The sequence below is a fragment of the Streptomyces sp. NPDC048462 genome, assembly GCF_043200175.1.
GTDB lineage: Bacteria > Actinomycetota > Actinomycetes > Streptomycetales > Streptomycetaceae > Streptomyces.
In genome coordinates, this window is record NZ_JBICXG010000004.1 from 498,772 (window position 1) to 520,980 (window position 22,209).

Annotated in this window: 19 protein-coding genes and 2 pseudogenes; 14 read left to right on the forward strand and 7 right to left on the reverse strand. The window is 72.2% G+C overall.

Annotated features, from left to right (window positions below):
- Window positions 1-173: 173 nt before the first annotated feature.
- Window positions 174-1,541 carry a GH1 family beta-glucosidase gene (locus tag ACGFU6_RS10705; protein ID WP_393609684.1) on the forward strand — a complete coding sequence of 456 codons (1,368 nt, stop codon included), beginning with the start codon at window positions 174-176 and terminating at the stop codon, window positions 1,539-1,541.
- A gap of 42 nt (window positions 1,542-1,583) precedes the next feature.
- Here ACGFU6_RS10705 and ACGFU6_RS10710 read toward each other — a convergent pair whose 3' ends face one another.
- Together ACGFU6_RS10710 and ACGFU6_RS10715 are read right to left on the reverse strand one after the other, a co-directional pair.
- Window positions 1,584-2,477 (reverse strand): aminoglycoside phosphotransferase family protein, encoded by an 894-nt coding sequence (locus ACGFU6_RS10710; protein ID WP_393609686.1) that lies wholly within the window; start codon window positions 2,475-2,477, stop codon window positions 1,584-1,586.
- Between the two features lie 41 nt (window positions 2,478-2,518).
- Window positions 2,519-3,472, reverse strand: coding sequence for a GNAT family N-acetyltransferase (locus tag ACGFU6_RS10715; RefSeq protein WP_393609688.1), 954 nt, complete (start codon window positions 3,470-3,472; stop codon window positions 2,519-2,521).
- 206 nt (window positions 3,473-3,678) lie between these two features.
- On the opposite strand from ACGFU6_RS10715, the gene ACGFU6_RS10720 reads away from it, so the two are divergent.
- Window positions 3,679-4,245: an FHA domain-containing protein gene (locus ACGFU6_RS10720; RefSeq protein WP_393609690.1), complete on the forward strand. Its 567-nt coding sequence runs from the start codon at window positions 3,679-3,681 to the stop codon at window positions 4,243-4,245.
- A 22-nt stretch (window positions 4,246-4,267) separates the two neighbouring features.
- Here the strand turns inward: ACGFU6_RS10720 and ACGFU6_RS10725 are convergent.
- A pseudogene (locus ACGFU6_RS10725) lies at window positions 4,268-4,483 on the reverse strand (dihydrolipoyl dehydrogenase); the annotation flags it as partial.
- On the opposite strand from ACGFU6_RS10725, the pseudogene ACGFU6_RS10730 reads away from it, so the two are divergent.
- A pseudogene (locus ACGFU6_RS10730) lies at window positions 4,466-4,603 on the forward strand (LysR family transcriptional regulator); the annotation flags it as partial. The pseudogenes ACGFU6_RS10725 and ACGFU6_RS10730 sit on opposite strands and share 18 nt — an antisense overlap.
- A gap of 234 nt (window positions 4,604-4,837) precedes the next feature.
- Entirely contained in the window at window positions 4,838-5,854 is a 1,017-nt protein-coding gene (locus ACGFU6_RS10735) for a cytochrome P450 (RefSeq protein ID WP_393609692.1), read from the forward strand.
- Here ACGFU6_RS10735 and treY read toward each other — a convergent pair.
- Complete coding sequence (treY, locus tag ACGFU6_RS10740) at window positions 5,826-8,222, reverse strand: malto-oligosyltrehalose synthase (protein WP_393609694.1); 2,397 nt, start codon at window positions 8,220-8,222, stop codon at window positions 5,826-5,828. The genes ACGFU6_RS10735 and treY overlap by 29 nt on opposite strands.
- 78 nt (window positions 8,223-8,300) lie before the next feature.
- On the reverse strand, window positions 8,301-10,472 hold the full coding sequence (glgX, locus tag ACGFU6_RS10745; protein WP_393609695.1) for a glycogen debranching protein GlgX: 2,172 nt from the start codon (window positions 10,470-10,472) through the stop codon (window positions 8,301-8,303).
- Between the two features lie 376 nt (window positions 10,473-10,848).
- On the opposite strand from glgX, the gene ACGFU6_RS10750 reads away from it, so the two are divergent.
- Window positions 10,849-12,081 carry an SAV2148 family HEPN domain-containing protein gene (locus ACGFU6_RS10750; RefSeq protein ID WP_393609697.1) on the forward strand — a complete coding sequence of 411 codons (1,233 nt, stop codon included), beginning with the start codon at window positions 10,849-10,851 and terminating at the stop codon, window positions 12,079-12,081.
- Window positions 12,082-12,157: 76 nt separating this feature from the next.
- Window positions 12,158-12,886, forward strand: coding sequence for a 3'-5' exonuclease (locus ACGFU6_RS10755; protein ID WP_393609699.1), 729 nt, complete (start codon window positions 12,158-12,160; stop codon window positions 12,884-12,886).
- 174 nt (window positions 12,887-13,060) lie between these two features.
- Here the strand turns inward: ACGFU6_RS10755 and ACGFU6_RS10760 are convergent, their stop codons facing one another.
- The gene (locus tag ACGFU6_RS10760) at window positions 13,061-13,927 is read right to left on the reverse strand and encodes a phosphotransferase enzyme family protein (protein ID WP_393609700.1); all 867 of its coding nucleotides are present in this window, start codon (window positions 13,925-13,927) and stop codon (window positions 13,061-13,063) included.
- Between the two features lie 126 nt (window positions 13,928-14,053).
- Between ACGFU6_RS10760 and ACGFU6_RS10765 the strand changes: the two genes are divergently transcribed.
- From ACGFU6_RS10765 to ACGFU6_RS10800, 8 genes are all read left to right on the forward strand, one after another.
- Window positions 14,054-15,004 carry a carbohydrate ABC transporter permease gene (locus tag ACGFU6_RS10765; protein WP_393609702.1) on the forward strand — a complete coding sequence of 317 codons (951 nt, stop codon included), beginning with the start codon at window positions 14,054-14,056 and terminating at the stop codon, window positions 15,002-15,004.
- Window positions 15,001-15,840, forward strand: a complete 840-nt coding sequence (locus ACGFU6_RS10770; protein WP_393609704.1) for a carbohydrate ABC transporter permease — start codon at window positions 15,001-15,003, stop codon at window positions 15,838-15,840. Before ACGFU6_RS10765 ends, ACGFU6_RS10770 begins: the two co-directional genes overlap by 4 nt.
- Window positions 15,840-17,132 (forward strand): ABC transporter substrate-binding protein, encoded by a 1,293-nt coding sequence (locus ACGFU6_RS10775; protein WP_393609706.1) that lies wholly within the window; start codon window positions 15,840-15,842, stop codon window positions 17,130-17,132. Before ACGFU6_RS10770 ends, ACGFU6_RS10775 begins: the two co-directional genes overlap by 1 nt.
- Window positions 17,133-17,247: 115 nt before the next feature.
- A complete protein-coding gene (locus ACGFU6_RS10780) occupies window positions 17,248-17,628 on the forward strand; it encodes a tryptorubin family RiPP precursor (protein ID WP_393609707.1) in 381 nt (126 codons plus the stop codon).
- Between the two features lie 114 nt (window positions 17,629-17,742).
- Window positions 17,743-18,789 (forward strand): cytochrome P450, encoded by a 1,047-nt coding sequence (locus tag ACGFU6_RS10785; protein ID WP_393609709.1) that lies wholly within the window; start codon window positions 17,743-17,745, stop codon window positions 18,787-18,789.
- A gap of 284 nt (window positions 18,790-19,073) precedes the next feature.
- Window positions 19,074-20,276 carry a S8 family peptidase gene (locus tag ACGFU6_RS10790; protein WP_393609711.1) on the forward strand — a complete coding sequence of 401 codons (1,203 nt, stop codon included), beginning with the start codon at window positions 19,074-19,076 and terminating at the stop codon, window positions 20,274-20,276.
- 91 nt (window positions 20,277-20,367) lie between these two features.
- Window positions 20,368-20,919 (forward strand): DUF1697 domain-containing protein, encoded by a 552-nt coding sequence (locus tag ACGFU6_RS10795; RefSeq protein WP_393609712.1) that lies wholly within the window; start codon window positions 20,368-20,370, stop codon window positions 20,917-20,919.
- Entirely contained in the window at window positions 20,916-21,299 is a 384-nt protein-coding gene (locus tag ACGFU6_RS10800) for a DUF4440 domain-containing protein (protein ID WP_393609714.1), read from the forward strand. Before ACGFU6_RS10795 ends, ACGFU6_RS10800 begins: the two co-directional genes overlap by 4 nt.
- 44 nt (window positions 21,300-21,343) lie before the next feature.
- Here ACGFU6_RS10800 and ACGFU6_RS10805 read toward each other — a convergent pair whose 3' ends face one another.
- Window positions 21,344-22,198, reverse strand: a complete 855-nt coding sequence (locus tag ACGFU6_RS10805; RefSeq protein WP_393609716.1) for an ABC transporter ATP-binding protein — start codon at window positions 22,196-22,198, stop codon at window positions 21,344-21,346.
- Window positions 22,199-22,209 lie beyond the last annotated feature (11 nt).

The following is a 22,209-nucleotide window of genomic DNA, read 5'->3' on the forward strand; positions in this document are numbered from 1 at the left end:
CCCTGGCCATGGTCGGCAGAAGCCGCGATCACCGACCAACGACACTGGATCGAGCCCGTTACTGGCGATTAGGGTCTGGTTCTGATCACTGCCCTGCCGACTTCTGCCATACGCACTCCTTCTTGGACCGTCCCCGATTGCCGGTGGTCCTACCAACGGCTGTGGAGGCCTAGATGACTGTGCCGACGTTCCCGCCCGGTTTCCTCTGGGGCGCCTCCGCCTCCGCGTTCCAGACCGAGGGGGCCGCGGACACCGACGGCAAGGGGCCGTCCGGCTGGGACGCCTTCGCCGCGCAGCCCGGACGCATCAAGGACGGCGCCGACACCGGGCGGGGCACCGGATTCCACCGCCACTACCGCGAGGACGTCGCCCTGCTGGCCGGTCTCGGCGCCGACGCCTTCCGCTTCTCGGTGAGCTGGCCGCGCGTCGTGCCCGGCGGCAGCGGGCCGGTCAACGCCAAGGGGCTCGACTTCTACGACCGTCTCGTCGACGAGCTCTGCGCACGCGGGATAACCCCCGCCCCGACCCTCTACCACTGGGACACCCCGCTCCCGCTGGACGAGGCGGGCGGCTGGCTCAACCGGGACACGGCCCACCGCTTCGCCGAGTACGCCGGCATCGTCGCCGAACGCCTCGCGGACCGCGTGCCCATGTGGATCACCATCAACGAACCCGCCGAAGTGACCATGCTCGGCTACGCACTCGGCGAGCACGCCCCCGGCCGCGCCCTCCTCTTCGACGCGCTGCCCGCCGCCCACCACCAGCTCCTCGCCCACGGCCTGGCCGTGGGTGCCCTGCGGGCCGCGGGCGCCGGGAACATCGGCATCGCCGTCTCGCACTCCCCGGTCTGGACCGCGGGCGACAGCGAGGAGGACCGCTTCGCCGCCGACCTGTACGACACCCTCACCAACCGGCTGTTCTCCGACCCGCTCCTCACCGGCCGCTACCCCGACGAGAACTTCGCCGCCCTGATGCCCGGCCCGGTCGAGGACGACCTGGCGACCATCTCCGCCCCGCTCGACTGGTACGGGGTCAACTACTACAACCCCACGCTCGTCGGCGCGCCCAGGGCCGACGCCCTCGACACCTTCGCCGGCTTCGCGATGCCCGACCAACTTCCCTTCGGGATAAGGGAGATCGAGGGATACGAGACGACCGACTTCGGCTGGCCCGTCGTTCCCGACGGACTGCGCGAGACCCTCGTCCGGCTGAGTGCCCACTACGGCGACCGGCTCCCGCCGCTCTACATCACCGAGAACGGCTGCGCCTTCGACGAACCGGCCGAGGACACCCGCCGGATCGCCTTCCTCGACGCCCACCTGAACTCGCTGCGGTCGGCCATCGACGCGGGCGTCGACGTACGCGGCTACTTCACCTGGTCGCTCACCGACAACATCGAGTGGATCGAGGGGGCCGGCAAGCGCTTCGGTCTGGTCCACATCGACTACGAGACGCTGCGCCGCACCCCGAAGGACTCGTACGCCTGGTACCGCGACATGATCGGGGAACAGAAGCGGCAGAGCGCCGGACCGGCGGCCTGACCGGCGCGGACTCCGTCCGGGGGCCGTCCGCGCGGACGGCCCTCAGGCGGCGGAGGCGAAGACCCGCTCCAGGATCCGGTGGCCGGCCCGGCCCCAGGTCGGCTGACCGCCGGGAAGGCCGCGGTCCCACGCCTGGCCCACCGAGACGAGCACGAGGGCCTTCAGCACGGCCCGGCCCCGGGCCCGGCACACCGTCGCCTCGTCGGCCCCCCCGTACGCGTCGAAGAAGCCGGCGTCCGAGCCCTGCGGCAGCAGCTTCCACGCGGCGGCGAGGTCGACGGCCGGATCTCCGGCGCACAGGTCACCGAAGTCGACGATGCCGCAGACCGCGCCGTCGGCGACGACCACGTTGGCGGGGTGCAGATCCGCGTGCAGCCAGACCGGGGGCCCGGTCCACCGGGGCGCCGCGACCGCCTCGTCCCACACCCGGCGCACCCGCGGCACGTCGACCGCCTCGGTCACCCCGGCGAGCAGGCCCTCGAAGTCGCCGGTGGCCGTGGCGATCGGGCCGCCGCGCCCCTCGTCCGTCGGGGCGTCCGCCGGAGCCGGCCGGTGCAGGGCGCGGAGGAAGCCCGCGAGGTTCGCCACCGACCGGGCGGCGTCGGTCACCTCGACGCCGTCCGCCGGCTCACCCGGAACCCAGTTCGCCAGGGTCCACGGCCGGGGGAAACGCGCGTCCGGCTCGTTGAGGAACCGCGGTGTCGGTACGGGCAGCGGCAGGCGCCCGGCGAGCCCGGGGAGCCACCGGAACTCCTTGCGCAGCAGACTCGGAGCGCGCTCGGTCATCGGCAGCCGGACGACCAGCTCGTCCCCGAGCCGCCAGAGCTGGTTGTCCCAGCCCGACGGGACCCGCCGGATCTCCAGGCCGGCCAGGTCCGGGTACCGGTCCCCGACCAGCTCCCGGACGAAGCACTCGTCGACGCTGTCCCGTTCCATGCGCTCCTCCAAGCGGTCACACCCAGCCCAGGGCCTGTCGGTCAGTCCCACACCATGTCGAACGCGCGCTCGAAGTTGACGTACCCCAGCCGCTCGAAGGACTTCGCCATCGGTACGTTACCGAGGTCCGTGGCGGCCCTGATCCGCTCCACCCCGTCCTGGCCGGCGAGCACCCGGGTCCCCTCGGTGAGGAGGTCGTCGATGTAGCCGCGGCCCCGGTGCGCGGGCAGCACGCCGATGTACGCGATGATCGGGTTGTAGCTGTTGCGGGCCGGGATCACGAAGCCCACCGGTTCGCCGTCGGGCAGCTCCGCGATGCGCCACCACTCGCGCGGAGTGGTGTAGCGGGCCAGCTCCTCGTCGTACTGCTTCTCCGCCGCCTCCAGGGCCGTCAGCCCGGAGGCCAGGTCCTGCTGTCCGTGCGCGTCGAGGGTGCCCTCCATCACCGGCGTCATCAGCGCGACGAGGTCCGCGCGCCCGGCGACCGGGCGGAAGCGCAGCCGGCCGCTGTCCGCGGGCACCGGAGTGCCCGCGCGCCACTCCAGACGCAGCCGCTCGACCAGCATCCGGGCGCCGCTGCGCTCCATGACCCGGATGCGGGCCTCGACGACGTCACGGGCCACCGGGTCCTCACGCCAGTCGGGCGGTACGTACCGCCCGTACTCGGGACGCGGGCCACCGGCCGGCAGGACCGCCGCGCCCGCCGTCTCCAGCAGCCGCAGGCCCACCTCACCGCGCTCGGGTTCGGGCAGGGTGTCGTCGAGGTCGAAGAAGTCGAGGAGGAGCGGCACCTCCCCGTCCTGGCTCCACCACGCGATCCGCGCCACCACCCGCTCGCCCCGCAGCGCCACCCACATCCACTCCGGGCGGCGGCGGCCGGAGCCGAGGTCGTCCGCCAGTTCGTGGTCCAGCACGTACGGCAGGCGGCGGAAGAGGTCCAGCTCCTCGGGGCCGGCGAGCGGACGGATGTTCAGTTCGAGTGGTGCAGCGGGCACAGAGTCTCCAGGACTACGCGGGAGCCCCCCGGCGGTCGTCGGGGCGGCACGGCGGCAGACGGTAGCAACGTCCCGCTCCGGGCGCTCGGAATTATCCCGCCGAGAGGCGCGCGAGAGGCCCCGTCCGGCCCGCCCGCGCAGGTCAGGAGGGAGTAAGGAGCGGCCGTTCTGGACACGTTGGGGCGGTCGGCCCGACAATTGGTCCTGTGACGTCCTCCTTCGAGTTCCACACGTATCCCGCGCGGCTGTCCGACGCCCAGCGCGACCGTGTTCTCGGCGTGCTCAGAGAAGGCGCGGCGCAGGGAAAGCTCTCCCACGACACCTTCATGCGGCGCATGGAACTGGCCCTGACCGCGAACAACTCCGAGGAACTGGCGGTGCTCACCGCCGATCTGGACACCGGGGGCCGCCTGTCGCGGCAGCTGATCCGGTTCGTCAGCGGGGTCTCCGGCTTTCCCGGCCGCGTGCGCAGGGCCTGGTGGGCGGAGCGGCTGCCCAAGCTGCTGCTCCCGGCGTCGAGCCCGCACCCGCTGCTCATCGGCCGGGACCCGGGCAACGGGCTGCGCCTCAGCCACGAGACCGTCTCCCGGACGCACGCCGAACTCACCGTGCACGGTGGCCGGTGGCTGCTGCGCGACCTGGGCTCGACCAACGGCACCTGTGTCAACGGCCAGCGCGTCACGGGGACCGTCTCGGTACGGGAGGGCGACCAGGTCAGCTTCGGCACGATGATGTTCCGGCTCTCCGCCCCCGCGCTCAGGCCGCCCGCCTGAGCCGTGTCCCGGAGCGGCGCTCTCACACCCGCTGGTGCAGTCCTCGGCCCGCCAGCGTGAGGAAGGCCTCGCCGACCGCCTCCGAGAGCGTCGGATGCGGGTGCACATGACGGGCGACGTCGGACGGTTCGGCATCCCAGCCGACGATCAGCCGGCTCTCCGCGATCATCTCCGGGACGTGCGGCCCGACCAGATGCACGCCCAGGACCCGCCCGTTCCGCTCGGCGACCGCCTTCACCGCTGGCGCTCCACGCACCCCGGCGTCGGCCTGGTGCTCCACGAGTACGCCACCACGGAGGCCCTGGAGGAACAGATCGAGCGCGGCACCGCCGACCTCGCCGTCGGACCGCCGCCCGCTCGCGGTCTTCTCCCGCGTCGGACTGACCGGTGCCGCCGCCGCGTTCACCGAGCTGCCGGCCGCGTCCCGCCCGCCGGGCCCGCGCCCCGCCCCGTGAGGGCCGTCCGGGTGACGGGCCCCGCGTGCGCGCGCCGTCACCCGGACGGCCGCGCGCCGACTGCGGCGGGCCCGTCCGGGTGATCCCCTGAGGGGGACCGCGCCGCACACCGGCGCACCGACCGACCGGGGGTACGGATGCAGGCCGACGCCCCCGGAGGCATACCCGCCCCGACGCCCTCGCCCGACCACCGCCCGGCCGCGCCGTCGCGCTCCGGCCGCTCCGGAGCCGGCCCGAGCCTCCTCGCCCCCGGCGCGGCCCGCGACCCGTACCGGCTCTACCGGGTGCTGCGCGAGGAGCACCCGCTCTGCTACGACGCCCCGCTGGGCGCCTGGCTGATCAGCCGGTACGACGACGTGATCGCCGCGCTCACCGGCCCGGCGTTCACCGGCTTCCCGCACGACGGGGCGCCGCGCGGCGGTCCCGCGCCCCTCGGCCTCTGCCACGGCAGCGCCCGCTGCCTGCCCCGCGAGCGCTACACGGTGGTCACCGGCTCCGTGCCCCGGCACCTGGCCGAACGCGTCGAGCGGACCGCGTACGTGCTGGCGCGGCGCATCGCCGGGCGCGGGCAGGCCGATCTCGTCGAGGAGTTCTGCCGCTGGCTGCCCGCCGGCAGCGGCCCCTTCCGGACCCGTGCCGACGAGCCGGTGAACGCGGCGGAGGGGCCCTGCACCCGGCACACCGGACTGCGCGAGACGGCGCTCGCCTCGCTCCTGGCCAATCTGCTGGACGATCCCGACCTGATGGCCGCCCTGCGCGTCGAACCCGCGCTCGCCGGCCGCGCCTGGACGGAGACGATGCGCCGGGACCCACCCGTCCAGGTCGTCCTGCGGCGCACCCTCACCGAGGTCACCCTCAGCGGCGGCACCCTCCCGGCACGGGCCCCCGTCGCCTGTCTGATCGGCGCGGCGGGCCGCGATCCGGAACGGTTCGCCGCACCGGACCTGTTCGACCCCTTCCGCCGGGACCAGGGGCGCACCACCGGCGGACCGGCGGGCTGCCCGGCCGTGGTGCTGGGGCGGCTGGAGGCCGAACAGGGGATGCGCGCCCTGCTGGACGCCATGCCCCGGCTCCGCTGGGCGGACGGATTCCGGCCGTCCGCCACCGGCCTGCTCACCCGGGGGCCTAGGTCCCTGCTGGTGCGACCCGGCTGAGCAGCGCCACCGGCCGACCGTCGAACAGCTCGGCCACGGCGACCGTCGAGCCGGAGAACTCCCGGCCCGGCGTCAGCAGGTCCCGCCACACCCCGTCGTCCGGCAGCGCCAGCTCCGTACCGCGCCAGCCGCCCGCCTCCGCCAGCCGGAGCGAGAGCCGGGTCACCGCGGTGACGACCTCGCCCGAGCGGCTGAAGGCCAGACAGTGCGCGGCCGCCGGGCCGGAGGCGCTCAGCGGGGCGTACGTCCCCGATTCGCCGAACACCCCGGGCCGCTCCCGCCGCAGCCGCAGCGCCGCCACCGTGAGTGCCTCCTTCTCGGAAGCGGACGCGTCGGCGCCGGCCGTGTCCGGGGCAGGCCGGGTGAACGGCCGCCGGTTGTCCGGGTCCACCAGGGCCAGGTACTCGCGCTCGGTGCCCTGGTAGAGGTCCGGCACCCCGGGCATCGTGAGGTGCACCAGTGCCGCGCCGAGCACATTGGCCCGGACATGCGGGGCGAGCGTGGCCGCGAACCCCGTCAGCAGCTCGCGGACCGGGCCGGTCGCGGCGGCCGGACCGGCGGCCACGAAGTCGGACATCGCCCGCTCGTACCCCGGATCGGGCTCGGTCCAGCTGGTGAAGAGACCGGACTCCCGTACCGCCTTGAGCAGCGCGGGCGTCAGCCGCGCCGCCAGCTCACCGTCCGGGAACCCCACGCAGCCGAACGCGGTCTGCCACGCCTGCCAGGCCAGCTGCGGATCGGGGGCCGCCGGGGCCGTCCGGGCCAGTTCCGCCACCAGCCGCGACCACGGCCCGGGGCACTCCGAGAGCACCGCGACGGCAGCCCGGACATCGGCACTGTGCTTGGTGTCGTGGGTGGTCAGCGCGGTGCCGGTGGCGGGCCAGTCCCGGGCGAGGCGGGTGCAGAAGGCGTGGAAGTCCTCCGGCGCCACCGCCGGCCTGCCCGGATCACCGCCCACCTCGTTGGCCGAGATCAGTGGCACGTACCGGTAGTACGCGGTGTCCTCGACCGACTTGGCCCGCAGCGCGGACGCCGTCTGCGCGAACCGGTCGCAGAACGCCGCCCGGTCGCCGCCCGGACCCAGCCGCCCCAGCGCCAGCTCCCGCACCACGTCGACGGCCGACGCCTCCTCCCGCACCGCGAACACCGCCTTCGCGTCGCTCACCGCCGTGTCGTCCAGCGCCGCCCCGGCCGACTCCGCGCACGGCCCGCCGGCCGTCACGTACGGGCGGTAGACCGGCACCCGGACCAGCAGCTCACGCACCGCGGTGCGCAGCGCCCACGGGGCGTGGTCGCGCAGCGCGGGGTCCTCGGCGCAGACGCGCGAGGCCAGCCGGGTCAGCAGCGCGGTCTCGGCGGCCAGCTCATGGGTGACGACGCGGTACGCGGCCCGGCGCACGGTCGCCTGCCAGTAGCCGCCCCGGTCGCCGGCCGGGGCGGCGGACTCCCGGTAGTGGCCGAGCAGTTCCGCCGCGCCCTCCGGGTCGACGAAGAGGCCGTCGATCCGGTGCAGCGCGTCGTACCCGGTCGTCCCGGCAACGGCCCAGCCGGCCGGCAGCGGCTCGGGGCCGGTGAGGATCTTCTCCACCACGGTCCACGCGCCGCCGCTCGCGTCCGAGAGCCGCTCCAGATAGCCGGCCGGGTCCGCGAGTCCGTCCGGGTGGTCGATCCGCAGACCGTCGACGGTCCCGTCCCGGACCAGTGCGAGGATCTTGGCGTGGGTGGCGGCGAAGACCTCCGGGTCCTCCACCCGCACCCCGATGAGCTCCGAGATGGTGAAGAACCGCCGGTAGTTCAGCTCGGTGCGGGCCAGCCGCCACCAGCCGAGCCGGTAGTGCTGGGCGTCCAGCAGCTCGGGCAGGCCGAGGCCCGCGGTGCCGGCCCGGAGCGGGAACTCCTGCTCGCCGTAGCGCAGCACCTGGCCGTCGACCCGCAGCCCGCCGATCTCGTCGCCCAGCCGCCCGCCGAGCACGGGCAGCAGGATCTTCCCGTCCCCCGCCGCCCAGTCGATGTCGAACCAGCGGGCGTACGGGGAGGCGGGCCCCTCGCGCAGGACCTCCCGCAGGGCGTGGTTGTGCCGGGGGTCGGCCGCCATGTGGTTCGGCACGAGGTCCAGGACGATGCCGAGCCCGTGCTCCCGGGCGGCCCGGGAGAGCCGCCGCAGACCCTCCTCGCCGCCCAGCTCGGCGCGCACCCGGCCGTGGTCGGTGACGTCGTAGCCGTGCCGGGAGCCGGGCACCGCTTCCAGGACCGGCGACAGGTGCAGATGGGAGACGCCGAGCGTGGCGAGGTACGGCACGGCGTCCTCGGCGGCCGAGAACGGGAACTCCGGCTGGAGCTGGAGCCGGTACGTGGCGGAAGGCGTCATGGAGACGTTCGTACCCAGATCCGGGCCGCCTGTGTCACCTCTTCGCACACAAGGGCCCGGCCGGACGCCCCCGTACCCCTACGCGGGCCGCTGGAGCACCGCCATGCTCCGGCCCACCAGCGTCACCCGATCGCCTCCCGTCACCTTCGGCCCGGCGCCGGTCAGCACCCCGGCCGGGCGCGCGGTGTCGACGACCACGTGCCACTGCCGGCCGTGGTTCACCGGGACGGCGAACTCCAGCGTCTCGGCGCTCGCGTTGAACATCAGCAGGAAGGAGTCGTCGGAGATCCGCTCGCCGCGCGGGCCCGGCTCCGAGATGGCGTGGCCGTTCAGGAAGACCGTCAGGGCCTTGGCGTGCGCCGCCTGCCAGTCCCGCTGGGTCATCTCCTCGCCCTCCGGCGTGAACCAGGCGATGTCCGAGAGCTCGTCGTGCGTGCCCTCCACCGGGCGCCCGTGGAAGAACCGGCGGCGCCGGAAGACCGGATGGTCGCGGCGCAGCCACACCATGGCCCGGGTGAACTCCAGCAGGCTGCTGGCGAGCCCGTCGCCGCCCTGCCGGTCCGCCGCCTCCTCGCCGTCGTCGTCCGCCGCCGCCTCGGCCGGGTCCGGCCAGTGCACCCAGGACAGCTCGCTGTCCTGGCAGTAGCCGTTGTTGTTGCCCTGCTGGGTGCGGCCGAACTCGTCGCCGTGGCTCAGCATCGGCACGCCCTGGGACAGCATGAGCGTGGCGATGAAGTTGCGCATCTGCCGCTCCCGCAGCTCCAGCACCTCGGGCCGGTCGGTCTCGCCCTCCGCACCGCAGTTCCAGGACCGGTTGTGGCTCTCGCCGTCCCGGTTGCCCTCGCCGTTGGCGTCGTTGTGCTTGTCGTTGTACGAGACCAGGTCGTGCAGGGTGAACCCGTCGTGGCAGGTGGCGAAGTTGATGGAGGCGAGCGGGCGGCGGCCGTCGTCCTGGTACAGGTCCGAGGAGCCGGTCAGCCGCCCGGCGAACTCGGCCAGCGTCCTCGGCTCACCGCGCCACAGGTCCCGGACGGTGTCCCGGTACTTGCCGTTCCATTCGGTCCACAGCGGCGGGAAGTTCCCCACCTGGTAGCCGCCCTCGCCCACGTCCCACGGTTCCGCGATCAGCTTCACCTGGCTGACCACCGGGTCCTGCTGCACCAGGTCGAAGAACGACGACAGCCGGTCCACCTCGTGGAACTGACGGGCCAGGGTGGCCGCCAGATCGAAGCGGAAGCCGTCCACATGCATCTCGGTCACCCAGTAGCGCAGCGAGTCCATGATCAGCTGGAGCACGTGCGGGGACCGCATCAGCAGCGAGTTCCCGGTGCCCGTGGTGTCCATGTAGTAGCGCTGGTCCTCGGCGAGCCGGTAGTACGAGGCGTTGTCCAGGCCCCGGAAGGAGAGCGTGGGACCCAGGTGGTTGCCCTCCGCCGTGTGGTTGTAGACCACGTCGAGGATCACCTCGATGCCCGCCTGGTGCAGCGCGCGCACGGCCTGCTTGAACTCGAGCACCTGCTCGCCCCGGTCGCCCCAGGAGGCGTAGGCGTTGTGCGGGGCGAAGAAACCGATGGTGTTGTAACCCCAGTAGTTGGCGAGCCCCGCGTCCGCCAGCCGGTGGTCCTGCACGAACTGGTGCACCGGCATTAATTCGATCGCCGTGACGCCCAGCTCCGTCAGATGGGCGATGACCTCCGGATGCGCCAGCCCGGCATACGTGCCGCGCAGCTCCTTCGGCAGCCCCGGGTGAAGCATCGTCAGGCCCTTCACATGGGCCTCGTAGATCACCGTGCGGTGGTAGTCCGTACGGGGGCGGCGGTCGTCACCCCAGTCGAAGTACGGATTGACCACGACGGACGTCATGGTGTGCGGCGCCGAGTCGAGGTCGTTGCGCGCGTCGGGCCGCCCGAACGGATAGCCGTACACCGCCTCGCCCCACTGGATCTGTCCGGCGACCGCCCGCGCGTACGGGTCGAGGAGCAGCTTCGCGGAGTTGCAGCGGGCGCCGCGCTGCGGCTCGTACGGCCCGTGCACCCGGAATCCGTACCGCTGACCCGGCATCACCCCGGGCAGATAGGCGTGCCGGACGAAGGCGTCGGTCTCCCGCAGCTCCACCGCCGTCTCGGAGCCGTCGTCGTGCAGCAGGCACAGTTCGATTCGGTGGGCGGCCTCCGAGAAGACCGCGAAGTTGGTCCCGGCGCCGTCGTACGTGGCACCGAGGGGGTACGCCTGTCCCGGCCAGACCTGCATAGATTCGACTCTTCCACTCTGATGCGGTTGCCTGGGGAATGCGGGCTCCCTGCCAGATCTTCCCCGAAAGGGCGTCCCTTACCTAGGACCGACCGGCAATCGGTGGACGGCGTCGCGCCGACCGGTCAACATCGGGCCCCTCCTTGTCGCCCGGAACCCGAATCCGGCGGCCCCGGTCCGCCCGCTGCCCGGTATGCGGCTTGTCGTGGGGTGTTTAATCACTATGAATCCGCTCACTACGGCAGATCTCGTCCAGGAGAACAGGCCTGATCCATAGGGGAGTTGAAGAAGGAGCCTGCTCATCCGGCTGCACCGGCTCCCGCTGCCGGAGTACCCTTCCTTGATCGTTGGTGGGGGAGTGGAAGGCGGTGTGCGGGTGAGCTCGGGAGGCTTCGAGCTGCCCCCAGGTGACGCTGGTCACGAGGGGGACGCCACCGATGTGCCGCCCGGGGCGGTCTCGCTCGCCCGGCCCCTGGAGATCGGCGCCGAGCTGGACTGGGGAGCGGACGCCTGGAGCGAGGTGCGCACCCGTGCGCAGCGGGCCGGGCGCGCCTACATCTGGCTGAATCTCGTCGAACAGCGGCTGCGCGCCGTGGTCGCCGCGGTGCTCCAGCCGATCTACGAGCCGGTCCACGGCGAGGACTGGGTGGTGGCCGCGGCCGGGCCCGCCGGACAGGAGTGGGTGCAGCGCGCCGTCGCCGTGCGCGAGGTCTCCCGCCGCAAGGGCTATCTGCTCGACCCGGCCGACGACAACGTCCTGAGCTTCCTCACGCTGCCTCAGCTGCGTGAGCTGATGGTCCAGCACTGGCCCTGCTTCGAGCCCTACTTCGACGACCGCCGCGATGTGGAGCTGGCCCTGGACGAGCTGGAGGTCGCCCGCAACGTGGTCTCCCGCAACCGCGCGCTCAACGAGGCGGTGCTCGCCCAGGCCGAGCGCGCCTCCGCCCGGCTGCTGGAGATCCTCGGCAGCGGCGCCGCGGTCCCGTCCGCCGACCGGCTTCCCGTCGACGCCGTCGAGGAGCTGGTGGGCGACCGGTACGCGGACGTGGTCTCCGTCCACTCCGACCGGGTGCGGCTCCAGCGCCAGCTGCCCGCCGAGGACCTCTTCGGCGGAGCGCGCAGGCTGGACGCGATCGGCATAGGGCTCAACCTGCTGGTGCAGAACTTCTCCGGCCGCCGGCTCATCCGGCTCGCCGAGTCGGGCTGCCGGGTCAGGCTGCTCTTCATCAACCCGGCCAGCAGCGCGGTCAAGCGCCGGGAGCGGGAGCTCGGGCTCAAGAAGGGGGAGCTGAGCCGGACGGTGGAGATGAACATCCTCCACATGCGCCGGGTCCGCTCCAAGCTCCGCGATCCGGGCGCCTTCGAGATCCATGTCTTCGACGAGACCCCGCGCTTCACCGCCTACCTGGTGGACGGCGACGGCGCCGACGCGGTGGGGGTCGTGCAGACCTATCTGCGCCGGGCCCGCGGCATGGAGGCCCCCGTGCTGGTGCTCCGGGGCGGCGGACGGGCGGTGGTCCGGGCCGGGCAGGACAGCGAGCACGGGCTGTTCGAGACGTACCGCGAGGAGTTCGAGTCCGTGTGGACGGACTCCCGGCCGGTCTCCTGAGGGGGCCCCGGGGCGTTGTCAGTGGCCCGTGCGAGGGTGGTCGTCATCCGGGGGAGCACCACGAAGGAGGTACGGGATGAGCTGGCACCGGCACGCGCTGGTCGGCTTCGACCTGGAGACGACGGGTACGGAGCCGCTGGAGGCCAGGATCGTGACGGCGGCGGTCGTCGGCCTGCGCGACAGTGACGCGGAGCCGGCGCGGCAGCGGACCTGGCTGGCCGATCCGGGAGTCCTGATCCCCGCACAGGCCTCGGCGATCCACGGCATCAGCAGCGAGCGGGCGGCGGCGGAGGGCCGGCCGGTGCGCGAGGTGGCCGACGAGATCGCCGAGACCCTGACCGGGTACTGGCGCCAGGGCGTGCCGGTCGTCGCCTACAACGCCGCCTTCGACCTGACGCTGCTGACGGCGGAGTTGCACCGGCACGGCCTGCCCTCGCTCAGCGAACGCCTCGGCGGCACGCGGATCGGCCCGGTCGTCGACCCGTACACGATCGACCGGGCGGTGGACCGCTACCGCAAGGGCAAGCGCAATCTGGAGGCGGTCTGCGTCGAGTACGGCGTCGTCCACGGGGGAGCGCACGACGCCGCCGCCGACGCGCTGGCCGCGGTGCGGGTCGCGTACGCGATAGCCGCCCGGCACGGCTCGGTGGCCGCACTGTCGGCGCCCGAACTTCATGAGCGGCAGATCACCTGGTACGCGGAGTGGGCAGCCGACTTCCAGGACTTCCTGCGCCGCAAGGGCAAGCCGGACGCGGTGATCGACAGCCGCTGGCCGATACGGGAGCCGGTGCCGGTCTCGGGCTGAGGGGCGCGGTCCGGCCCGGACCTCGCCCGCAGGCGGGCGACAACCTGAGCCGAATTCAAGCCCGTCCGGGGCTGGGGGACAGTCCTTGAGCCCGTCCGGCACTTGAGGACAGCCTTTGAACCCGTCCGGCGCTTGCGGAGTCCGCGCTCGGCGCCGCGCCCGGCGAGCCGTGCCTCAGAACGGGTACCACCGCACCCCCGCGTCACCGTCGCGCAGCGACGCCACGCGCCTGCGGAACTCCGCGAGCGCCTTCGGGCTGGCCGGCGCGTGCTGCGCGACCCACGCGCAGCTCGCCGTCTCCCGCGCCCCGCGCAGCACCGCGCAGCCGTCCCATTCCCGGACGTCCCAGCCGTAGGCCGAGGTGAACGTGTCATAGGCCTCGGCTGCCAGCGCGTACCGGTCGCGGGACAGGGCCAGCACCACCAGATCGTGCTCGCGCAGATCCGTCGAGAAGGTCTCCAGGTCCACCAGGACCGGCCCGTCCGGACCGACATGGACATTGCGCGGGAGCGCGTCGCCATGGATCGGGCCCGGCGGGAGATGCGGCACCAGCGCGGCGGCGGCCGCCGCGAAGCCGTCCCGGCGCTCACGCAGATACGCGGCGTCGGCCGGGTCGATCGCGTCGCCCGCCAGGGTCAGCCAGCGCTCCACCCCGCCCAGCAGTTCCCGGCGTGGCAGCACCAGGCCCTCCGGGGCCGGCAGCGCGTGCACCGCGGTGAGCAGCGGTGCCAGATCCCTCGGCTCGGCGGGCCGCACCGCGTCGGGCAGCCGGTGCCACAGCGTCACCGGGTGGCCCTCGACCAGCCGTGCCGAGGGCTCGGCGGCCCGTACCGAGGGGACGCCGGACGCGGCGAGCCACCGTGCGACGGCCACCTCGCGCTCGGCCCGCGCGCGCAGCTCCGGGCTGCGCACGGCGTCCCGGCCGATCTTGACCACCAGGTCGCCCACGGCGAACACCGCGTTCTCGCCCAGCGCGAGCAGCTTCGCGTCGCCGGGGTGTCCGGCAGCGGTCAGTACCTCGCGCGCTCGCATCTCGTTCATGGATCCGATTTTCGCATCCGTGCAGGTTGTCTTGACGAACCGGCGGGCCCTCAGCACGATGACGGAGGCCACCTGAGCGGCCAGAACGGTATGTAGCCGGTCGAATCACGCAAGGGGGTCGCATCCATGACATTGGCGAGTGCAACCGTGCAGTCCGGGCGGCACGGACCGCCGGGCGGCCCGCACGGCAAGCGGTCCACACGGGTCAACCGGAACGCCGGAACCTGGTTCCTGGTGCTGCCGGCCCTCATCCCGATCCTGGTCCTCAGTGTCGGTCCGTTGCTCTACGGCATCGCCCTGGCGTTCACCGACGCCCAGTCGGGCCGTACCAGGTCCACCCAGTGGACCGGGGTGCTGAACTTCCAGGACCTGCTCCACGACGGGCTGTTCTGGGAGTCGTTCCGGATCGGTCTGGTGTGGGCGGTCGGCGTCACCGTCCCGCAGTTCGCGCTGGCGCTCGGGCTGGCGCTGCTGCTCAACCAGAACCTGCGGATGCGGTGGCTGGCACGGGCGCTGGCGATCATCCCGTGGGCGATGCCGGAGGTGGTCGTCGGCATCATGTGGCGGCTCGTCTACAACCCGGACGCCGGAATCCTCAACGAGACCATCCGCGATCTCGGCCTCGGCGACGGCCGGGACTGGCTGACCGGCCTCGCCACCGCGCTGCCCGCGGTGATCCTGGTCGGGGTGTGGGCCGGTATGCCGCAGACCACGGTCGCCCTGCTGGCCGGGCTGCAGAACACCCCGCACGAACTCCACGAGGCGGCGGCCCTGGACGGCGCGGGCGCCTGGCGCCGCTTCCGTACCGTCACCTGGCCGGCGCTCAGGCCGGTCGCCCTCTCCATCACCGCGCTCAACTTCATCTGGAACTTCAACTCCTTCGCCCTGGTCTACGTGCTGACCAACGGCGGACCCGGCGGCCGTACCCGGCTGCCGATGCTCTTCGCCTACGAAGAGGCCTTCCGGTACGGACAGTTCGGCTACGCCGCGGCGATGGGCTGTGTGATGGTCGCGGTGATCTCCGTGATCCTCGCCGTGTACCTCGTGGGACGGCTCACAGGAGGCGAGGACCGATGAGTCTGCCCACCCGCAGGGCCGCGCGCGCCGGACAGTACCTCGCACTCCTGTGCTACCTGGTCTTCCTGGCGTTCCCGTTCGTGTGGCTGATCTCCACCGCCTTCAAACCGGCGTCCGAGCTCGGCTCCCTGCATCCCACCTGGATCCCCGAGCACCCGACGCTCGACAACTTCCGGGCCGCCTTCGACGAACAGCCGCTGCTGCGGGCCGCCGCCAACTCGCTGATCGCCGCGCTCTCGGCCGGGATCATCGCCGTCGTCATCGCGACCCCGATGGCGTACGTGATGGCCCGCCACCGCTCGCGGCTCTCCGCCGCCGCCACCGGCTGGGTCGTGGTCAGCCAGGCGTTCCCGTTCGTCCTGCTGATCATTCCGCTGTTCCTGGTGCTCAAGTACCTGCACCTGATCAACACGCTGTGGGGGCTGATCATGGTGTACGTCGTCTGGTCGCTGCCCTTCGCGCTGTGGATGCTCGTCGGATACGTACGGGCAGTCCCGCCCGAACTGGAGGAGGCGGCGGCGGTCGACGGCGCGAGCCGGCTGCGGACCCTCGTCTCGGTCACCGCACCACTGCTGGCCCCCGGGATCGTCGCCACCGCGCTCTTCGCCTTCATCACCGCGTGGAACGAGTTCTTCTTCGCGCTCGTCCTGCTCAAGACCCCGGAGAAGCAGACCTTGCCGGTCGTACTGACCCACTTCCTCGGCGCGGAGGGCGCGAGCGACCTCGGGCCGCTCGCCGCCGCCGCGTTCCTGGCCACCCTTCCCTCGCTCGTCCTGTTCGCGGTCATCCAGCGGCGGATCACGGGCGGCATGCTGGCCGGGGCGGTGAAGAGCTGATGCGCGCACTGGTACGCGACGCGGCCGTGGCCGCCACCGCACTGGCCCTGCTGCTCACCGGGTGCGGCGGGGGAGACGGCGGCCGGGACGACGGGCGGATCACGCTCCGCTTCCAGTCGCTGGCCTGGCAGAAGGAGTCCGTCGACGCCAACAAGCAATTGGTGAGGGAGTGGAACGCGAGCCATCCCGAGGTCCGCGTCGAGTACGTCCAGGGCAGCTGGGACAGCGTCCACGACCAGCTCCTCACGTCGTTCGAGGGGGACGAGGCACCCGACGTCATCCACGACGCGTCCGACGACCTCGCGGACTTCGCCTACGGTGGCTACCTCGCCGACCTGCGCAGCCTGCTGCCCGACCGGCTCACCGCCGACATCCCGCAACAGAGCTGGCGCACCAGCACGTTCGACGACGGCGTCTACGGCGTGCCCTTCCTCCAGGAACCCCGCGTCCTGATCGCCAACACCAAGGTCCTCAAGGCCTCGGGCGTCCGCATCCCGACCCCGGCCAGGCCCTGGAGCTGGCCGGAGTTCAGGCAGGTCACCAAGAAGCTCACCGGCAAAGGCCGTTACGGTGTCGCCTGGCCGCTCAAGGAACCGGTCTCCGTCACCCTGAACCTGGGCCTCTCGGCCGGCGGCGAGCTGTTCCACCGAGGCGCCGACGGAAAGGTCACCCTCGCGATGGACGACGGCGACCTCGTCGTGCCAAGGACCATTCACGACCAGGTCGACACCGACCACAGCGCCGCCCGCACCGCGCTCGGCATGGGCGGCGGCGACGCGCTTCCGGGCCTGTTCGGCGGCAAGTACGCCATGGTCCCGCTCGGCTTCTCCTACCGTCAACAGGTGGTCGAACAGGCCCCGAAGGGCTTCGAGTGGACGGTGCTGCCCGCACCGGCCGGCAGCGAGGGCCTGGCCCAGGGGGTGAGCCCGCAGACCCTGTCCGTCGCCGAGGACAGCCCGCACAAGAAGGAGGCCGTGGAGTTCATCGACTTCCTGCTGCGGCCCGCCAACATGGTGCGCCTGGCCAAGGGCGACTGGATGCTGCCGACCGGCAGGGCGGCACTCGCGGACCCCTCGCTGCACACCGCGGACCTGGGCTGGTCGACCGGCGCCGCCCTCGCGGGCGCGCTGCGCTCCGCGCCCGCCCAGTCCGTGCGCGGCTACCCCGAGTGGAAGGACAAGGTCGCAACCCCCGCCCTCCAGGAGTACTACAGCGGTGCGATCGACGCGGCCGAACTGAGGAAGCGTCTGGTCGAGGACGGTAACCGGGTGCTGGCCCGCTATCAGCGATGACTTCGCAGGAGGGCGGCAAGCCATTACCGACCGGTACGTATCTTTCCCGCCGTGAGGCGGGGGCGATCCGGTCGCGGGACGCGGCTCGGAGCCACGGTAAACATCCTGAACAGTGGTGATTCAGTCAATCATCAGCATGAATTGGCCTCTTCACGCTCTTGCCGGGGCCTGCGGTCGCGGGTATCGCAAGGAAATTCTGCGTTTCTCTTCGGCTTATCTGGTTTCAGCTGAAACGGAACGCGTTGCCGCTTTTTCCGGCGAGAAGATCATTGACAACTCCAATTGCTCTGGGCTGTACTCCTTTCGGCGGTCAGCGGTGGTGCGGATTCCCTGTCGAGATCGGGAGTCCGTATCGCAAGTGCGGCCACGCCGTGTTCCGGAAAGTAAATTCAGAGCAACAGATGGAGGTGCTGTTATGAAGTTCCTTTTTCAGCTGAAGGAAAAGATGACGCCGGAGAAGAGCCTGAAGGCGTACGCCTGGTACATCTGGTACTGAGCCGGCCTGCGAGTCCCGTCGGCTGAGGGGTGCGGCTCCTCGGCCGGAGTCCGTGCCCGGCGTGGCCCCACCGGCCCGCCGGGCACGGGCGCCTCCCGCTTCCTGGAGAACACGATGCAGATATCCGGTACCGGCAGCCGTGCCCGGGACGTCGTCTTCGCGCCGAGACTGCAGGCGCTTCTGCGAGACCACCTGGGCGAAGAGGTCTTCCGCCTCGACCCCGGAACCGTCGCCGTCGCCGGGGCCGCCCTGACCGACCGCGTCCTGGCCGCCAGGCCGGCCACCGAGGACGAGCGCCCGACGTTCAAGCCCTTGCAGGGGCGGTCCATTCCGCGCGCCGAGGCCGCCACCGTCATGCAGGCCATCGGCCGCGACGTGCGGGCCGCCCTGAAGAAGCCCGTTCCCGAACACGCCGACCTGCGCGGTGAGTGGCCGCGCGTGGGTCACGTATACCTGCGTGACCTGATCCTCGGCGCCGATCCCTACCGGCTCCGCGTCCTCATGGACCGCGCCCTGGAACTGACGCCCAAACTCACCTGGTCGGTCATCGTCGCCGGGGCGGCCCTGCCGGTCCGGCCCCGGCCGGGCGCCCCCGTCTCCGCCATCGCGGGCCTGACCGCCGAGGCCAAGAGCTACGGCGACCGGCGCTACGCCATGGGCCTGTACCGCAGGGCTGCGGCCCCGGTCTGCTTCACCGTCTCGACGCTCGTCGCCAACGCGCTCTGGCTCGGATCGCCGTTCGGCGAAGAGACGTCGAACCGGAACATCCTCTACGAGTCCATGCGGTTGCTGCCGCCCTCCTGGAACATCCTGCGAAGGGCGTCCCCGGAGTACGCCGCGCTCGACCCCCGGATCGGCGCCGGCGACGACATCCTGCTCCTGCCCCTGCTGAGTCACCGGGACCCCGCGCTCTGGGAGGACCCCGATGTGTTCCGACCCGGGCGCTGGGACAGCCTCGACCCGGACGATCAGCCCGGCTATCTGCCCTTCGGCCATGTGTCCGAGCGTTGCTGGGGGCGGCACATGGTGATGCCCCTCGCCGAAATGCTGCTCGACATGGTGCGCGGCGGGGGCCTGACGGTGGACCCCGCGCAGGTGTCCCGCGACGTCCCCCTCGCCGGGCTGATGGGTGTGGCCGGAGTGCGGATCGTCCGGCACTGAACCCGCCCTGCTCCGCCCCGTTCGTGATGACTCATCACGAGCGGGGCGCAGTGCTGTGTGCGGGAACGGGACCGGTGGCGTGCCCGACGGTAACGGGCGGTGCGTGTGTCGGACTTGGGTGCGGCTGGTCGACTTCTTGTGACGAAACCTTGCTCAGGCGGTCACCGGCACAGGGAGGGTCTTGATCTGAGCGCGTCAATCGGCCAGGGTTTCGAGCCAACCCCCGGAGATCTTCCGGCCGAGGGTCAATCCCCCCACAAAGAATGACGAGGAGACCCCTCTTCATGGCACTTCACAAGCGCGCTCACCGGATCAAGCTCACCGCCGCGATCACCGCGGTGGCCGCAGCGGCCGGCATCACCATGCTGGGCAGCCCCTTCGCCGGCGCGGCACCCGCCCCCGTGACGGGCAAGATCTACGGCGCCGACGCGGCAACCGCCGTATCCGGCAGCTACATAGTGATGCTGGACCACAAGGCCGACAAGGCGAAGCTCGCCAAGGAGTACGGCGGCAAGCTCAAGCGCAACTACAGCTCCGCCATCAACGGCTTCTCCGCCAGCGGACTTTCGCAGACCGAGGCCAAGCGGCTCGCCGCCGACCCGTCGGTCTCCAAGGTCGTCCAGAACAAGAAGTTCCACATCAGCGCCACCCAGGACAACCCGCCCTCCTGGGGTCTGGACCGCATCGACCAGGCCGGGACCGCCGGCGACAACGCGTACACCTACCCGGACAGCGCGGGTGAGGGCGTGACCGCGTACGTCATCGACACCGGTGTCCGCACCACGCACGAGGAGTTCGGGGGCCGGGCCGCCTCGGGCTTCGACGCCGTGGACAACGACGACAGCGCCGACGACGGCAACGGCCACGGCACCCACGTGGCCGGCACCATCGCCGGTGCGACGTACGGCGTCGCCAAGAAGGCCAAGATCGTCGCCGTCCGCGTCCTGGACGACTCCGGCTCGGGCACCACCGAGCAGGTCGTCGCCGGCATCGACTGGGTCACCGAGAACCACCAGGGCCCCTCCGTCGCCAACATGAGCCTCGGCGGCGGCGCGGACGAGGCGCTCGACGCGGCGGTCCAGAAGGCCATCGCCTCCGGCGTCACCTTCGCGGTGGCCGCGGGCAACGAGTCGGGCGACGCGGGCGAGGGGTCCCCGTCCCGCGTCCCGGAGGCCATCACGGTCGCCTCGTCCACGGTGGACGACGAGCAGTCCTCGTTCTCCAACTACGGCCCGGTCGTGGACATCTACGCCCCGGGCTCGGACATCACGTCGTCCTGGAACGACAGTGACACCGGCTCCAACACCATCTCCGGTACGTCCATGGCGACTCCGCACGTCGTCGGTGCCGCCGCCGTCTACCTGGCGGGACACCCGGACGCCACCCCGGCGGAGGTCTCCACGGCACTGACCGACGGAGCCACCCCGGACGCCATCGGCAACGCCACCGAAGGCACGGCGAACAAGCTGCTGAAGGTCGTCGAGTAGCAGCACCGCTCTCCGGACCGGCGGCCACCGCGCCCTCCCCCACGGGGCGCGGCGGCCGCACGGCTCGGGCTGATCGTCCTATGGTGTGCCCATGACGATGTACGCGGCGCTGCTGCGCGGGATCAATGTGAGCGGCCACCGCAAGGTCCCGATGGCCGAACTCCGCACGCTGCTCACCGGACTGGGCCACGGCGACGTCGGCACCTACCTCCAGAGCGGCAACGCGGTCTTCAGCAGCGACTCGGGTGACGAGGACACGCTCGCGGCCGGGCTGGAGCGGGCCATCGAGGAGCGGTTCGGCTTCGAGGTCCGGTGCCTGGTCCGGGACGGCGGCTATCTCGCGGCCGTGGCCGAGGCCTGCCCGTTCCCCGCCGCCGAGCTCCAGCCCAAGGAGCTGCACGTCACCTACTTCGACCAGCCGGTCGACGACGCCCGCTTCGCCCCGCTGGACGCCCCGGCCTTCCTCCCCGAGGAGTTCCGGCTCGGCGAGCGCGCCCTCTACCTCCACGCCCCCGGCGGACTGGGCGGCTCCAAGCTCGCCGCCGCGCTGTCCCGGCCCTCCCTCGTCAAGGGCCTCGTCGCGACCTCGCGCAACTGGAACACCGTCACCAGACTCGTCGAGATGACCGGAGGCGACGCGTGAGCGAGCCGTCGCCCGGCGTCGCCGCGGCGGTCGAGGGCGAACTGCGCCTCCTCGACCCGCTGGTGCGGGCCTCCACCGAACTCCTCGTCCAGGTCCTGCACCCCGACTTCCACGAGGTGGACACCGCCGGCCGGCACCGGGACCGGGACACGGTCATCACCTCGCTTATCACCGGCACCGGCGCACGCCCCGGACAGCTCACCGCCTCACGCATGCACGGGGTCCAGCTCGCGGACGAACTCGTCCACGTCACCTTCGACACCGAGGCCAAGGGCAAGCGCGCCCACCGCAGTTCGCTGTGGCGGCTCACCGACACCGGATGGCTCCTCTACTACCACCAGGCCACCCCCTTCGTCACCGGACCGGCGGCCGACGGCTGAGAGGCAGCCGGACCGGGCCGGCGCCGGGGCGAGCGTCGATCCGGTCAGCGCCGGGGCGTCCGCCGGGCCCGCGCCGCCCACCGGCCGTCCGTACGGGAGATCTCCACCGGATGACCGAAGCAGTCGCTGACCTGATCCGTGGTCAGCACCTCGTCCGCCGGCCCCGTGGCCACACACCGCCCGCCGCGCAGCAGCATCGCGTGGCTGGTGGAGGCGGGCAGCTCCTCCAGGTGATGGGTGACCAGCACCGTCGCCAGCTCCGGGTGCTCCTCACGCAACGCGTCCAGGCTGTCGAGCAACTGCTCCCGGGCGGCCAGGTCGAGACCGGTGGCCGGCTCGTCGAGCAGCAGCAGCCGGGGCTGCGGCATCAGCGCGCGGGCGATGAGCGTACGGCCCCGCTCGCCCTGCGACAGCGCCGGCCAGCGCGAGCCCTCCTTGCCGCCCATGCCCAGCATCTTCAGCAGCCGGGCCGCGCGCTCCCGCTGCTCCGGGCTCGCTGACCAGCGCGGCACCGGCTCGACCGAGTTGGTCAGCCCGGTCAGCACCACGTCGTTCACCGAGAGCGGGGAGCGCAGCGGATGGCGCGGATCGACGTGCCCCAGCAGCGTCCGCAGCTCCCGCAGGTCGACCCGGCCGATCGTGCGGCCCAGCACCTCGACCGTGCCCCGGGTGGGGTGCCTGATCGCGCCGAGCAGCCCAAGCAGCGTGCTCTTGCCCGCGCCGTTGGCGCCGAGCAGGGCCCAGTGCTCCCCGCCGCGCACGGTCAGCGACACCGAGTCGAGCAGGACCCTGCCCTCCCGTACGAGCGTGACGCCGTCGGCCTTGATCACCGGAACCGGAACCTGAACCGGAACCGGGTCCGTGGCCGAGGAAGGGGGGAGGGGAGCGGTGGTGGTCACGTGCGGGTACT

Bases quoted from the DNA above. Each gene is read 5' to 3' on its own strand.
- ACGFU6_RS10710 (WP_393609686.1), bottom strand. From the start codon at position 2,477: ATGGAACGGGACAGCGTCGACGAGTGCTTCGTCCGGGAGCTGGTCGGG.
- ACGFU6_RS10775 (WP_393609706.1), top strand. From the start codon at position 15,840: ATGCGCGCACTGGTACGCGACGCGGCCGTGGCCGCCACCGCACTGGCC.
- ACGFU6_RS10765 (WP_393609702.1), top strand. From the start codon at position 14,054: ATGACATTGGCGAGTGCAACCGTGCAGTCCGGGCGGCACGGACCGCCG.
- glgX (WP_393609695.1), bottom strand. From the start codon at position 10,472: ATGCAGGTCTGGCCGGGACAGGCGTACCCCCTCGGTGCCACGTACGAC.
- ACGFU6_RS10790 (WP_393609711.1), top strand. From the start codon at position 19,074: ATGGCACTTCACAAGCGCGCTCACCGGATCAAGCTCACCGCCGCGATC.
- treY (WP_393609694.1), bottom strand. From the start codon at position 8,222: ATGACGCCTTCCGCCACGTACCGGCTCCAGCTCCAGCCGGAGTTCCCG.
- ACGFU6_RS10705 (WP_393609684.1), top strand. From the start codon at position 174: ATGACTGTGCCGACGTTCCCGCCCGGTTTCCTCTGGGGCGCCTCCGCC.
- ACGFU6_RS10785 (WP_393609709.1), top strand. From the start codon at position 17,743: ATGCAGATATCCGGTACCGGCAGCCGTGCCCGGGACGTCGTCTTCGCG.
- ACGFU6_RS10760 (WP_393609700.1), bottom strand. From the start codon at position 13,927: ATGAACGAGATGCGAGCGCGCGAGGTACTGACCGCTGCCGGACACCCC.
- ACGFU6_RS10795 (WP_393609712.1), top strand. From the start codon at position 20,368: ATGACGATGTACGCGGCGCTGCTGCGCGGGATCAATGTGAGCGGCCAC.
- ACGFU6_RS10735 (WP_393609692.1), top strand. From the start codon at position 4,838: ATGCAGGCCGACGCCCCCGGAGGCATACCCGCCCCGACGCCCTCGCCC.
- ACGFU6_RS10755 (WP_393609699.1), top strand. From the start codon at position 12,158: ATGAGCTGGCACCGGCACGCGCTGGTCGGCTTCGACCTGGAGACGACG.
- ACGFU6_RS10770 (WP_393609704.1), top strand. From the start codon at position 15,001: ATGAGTCTGCCCACCCGCAGGGCCGCGCGCGCCGGACAGTACCTCGCA.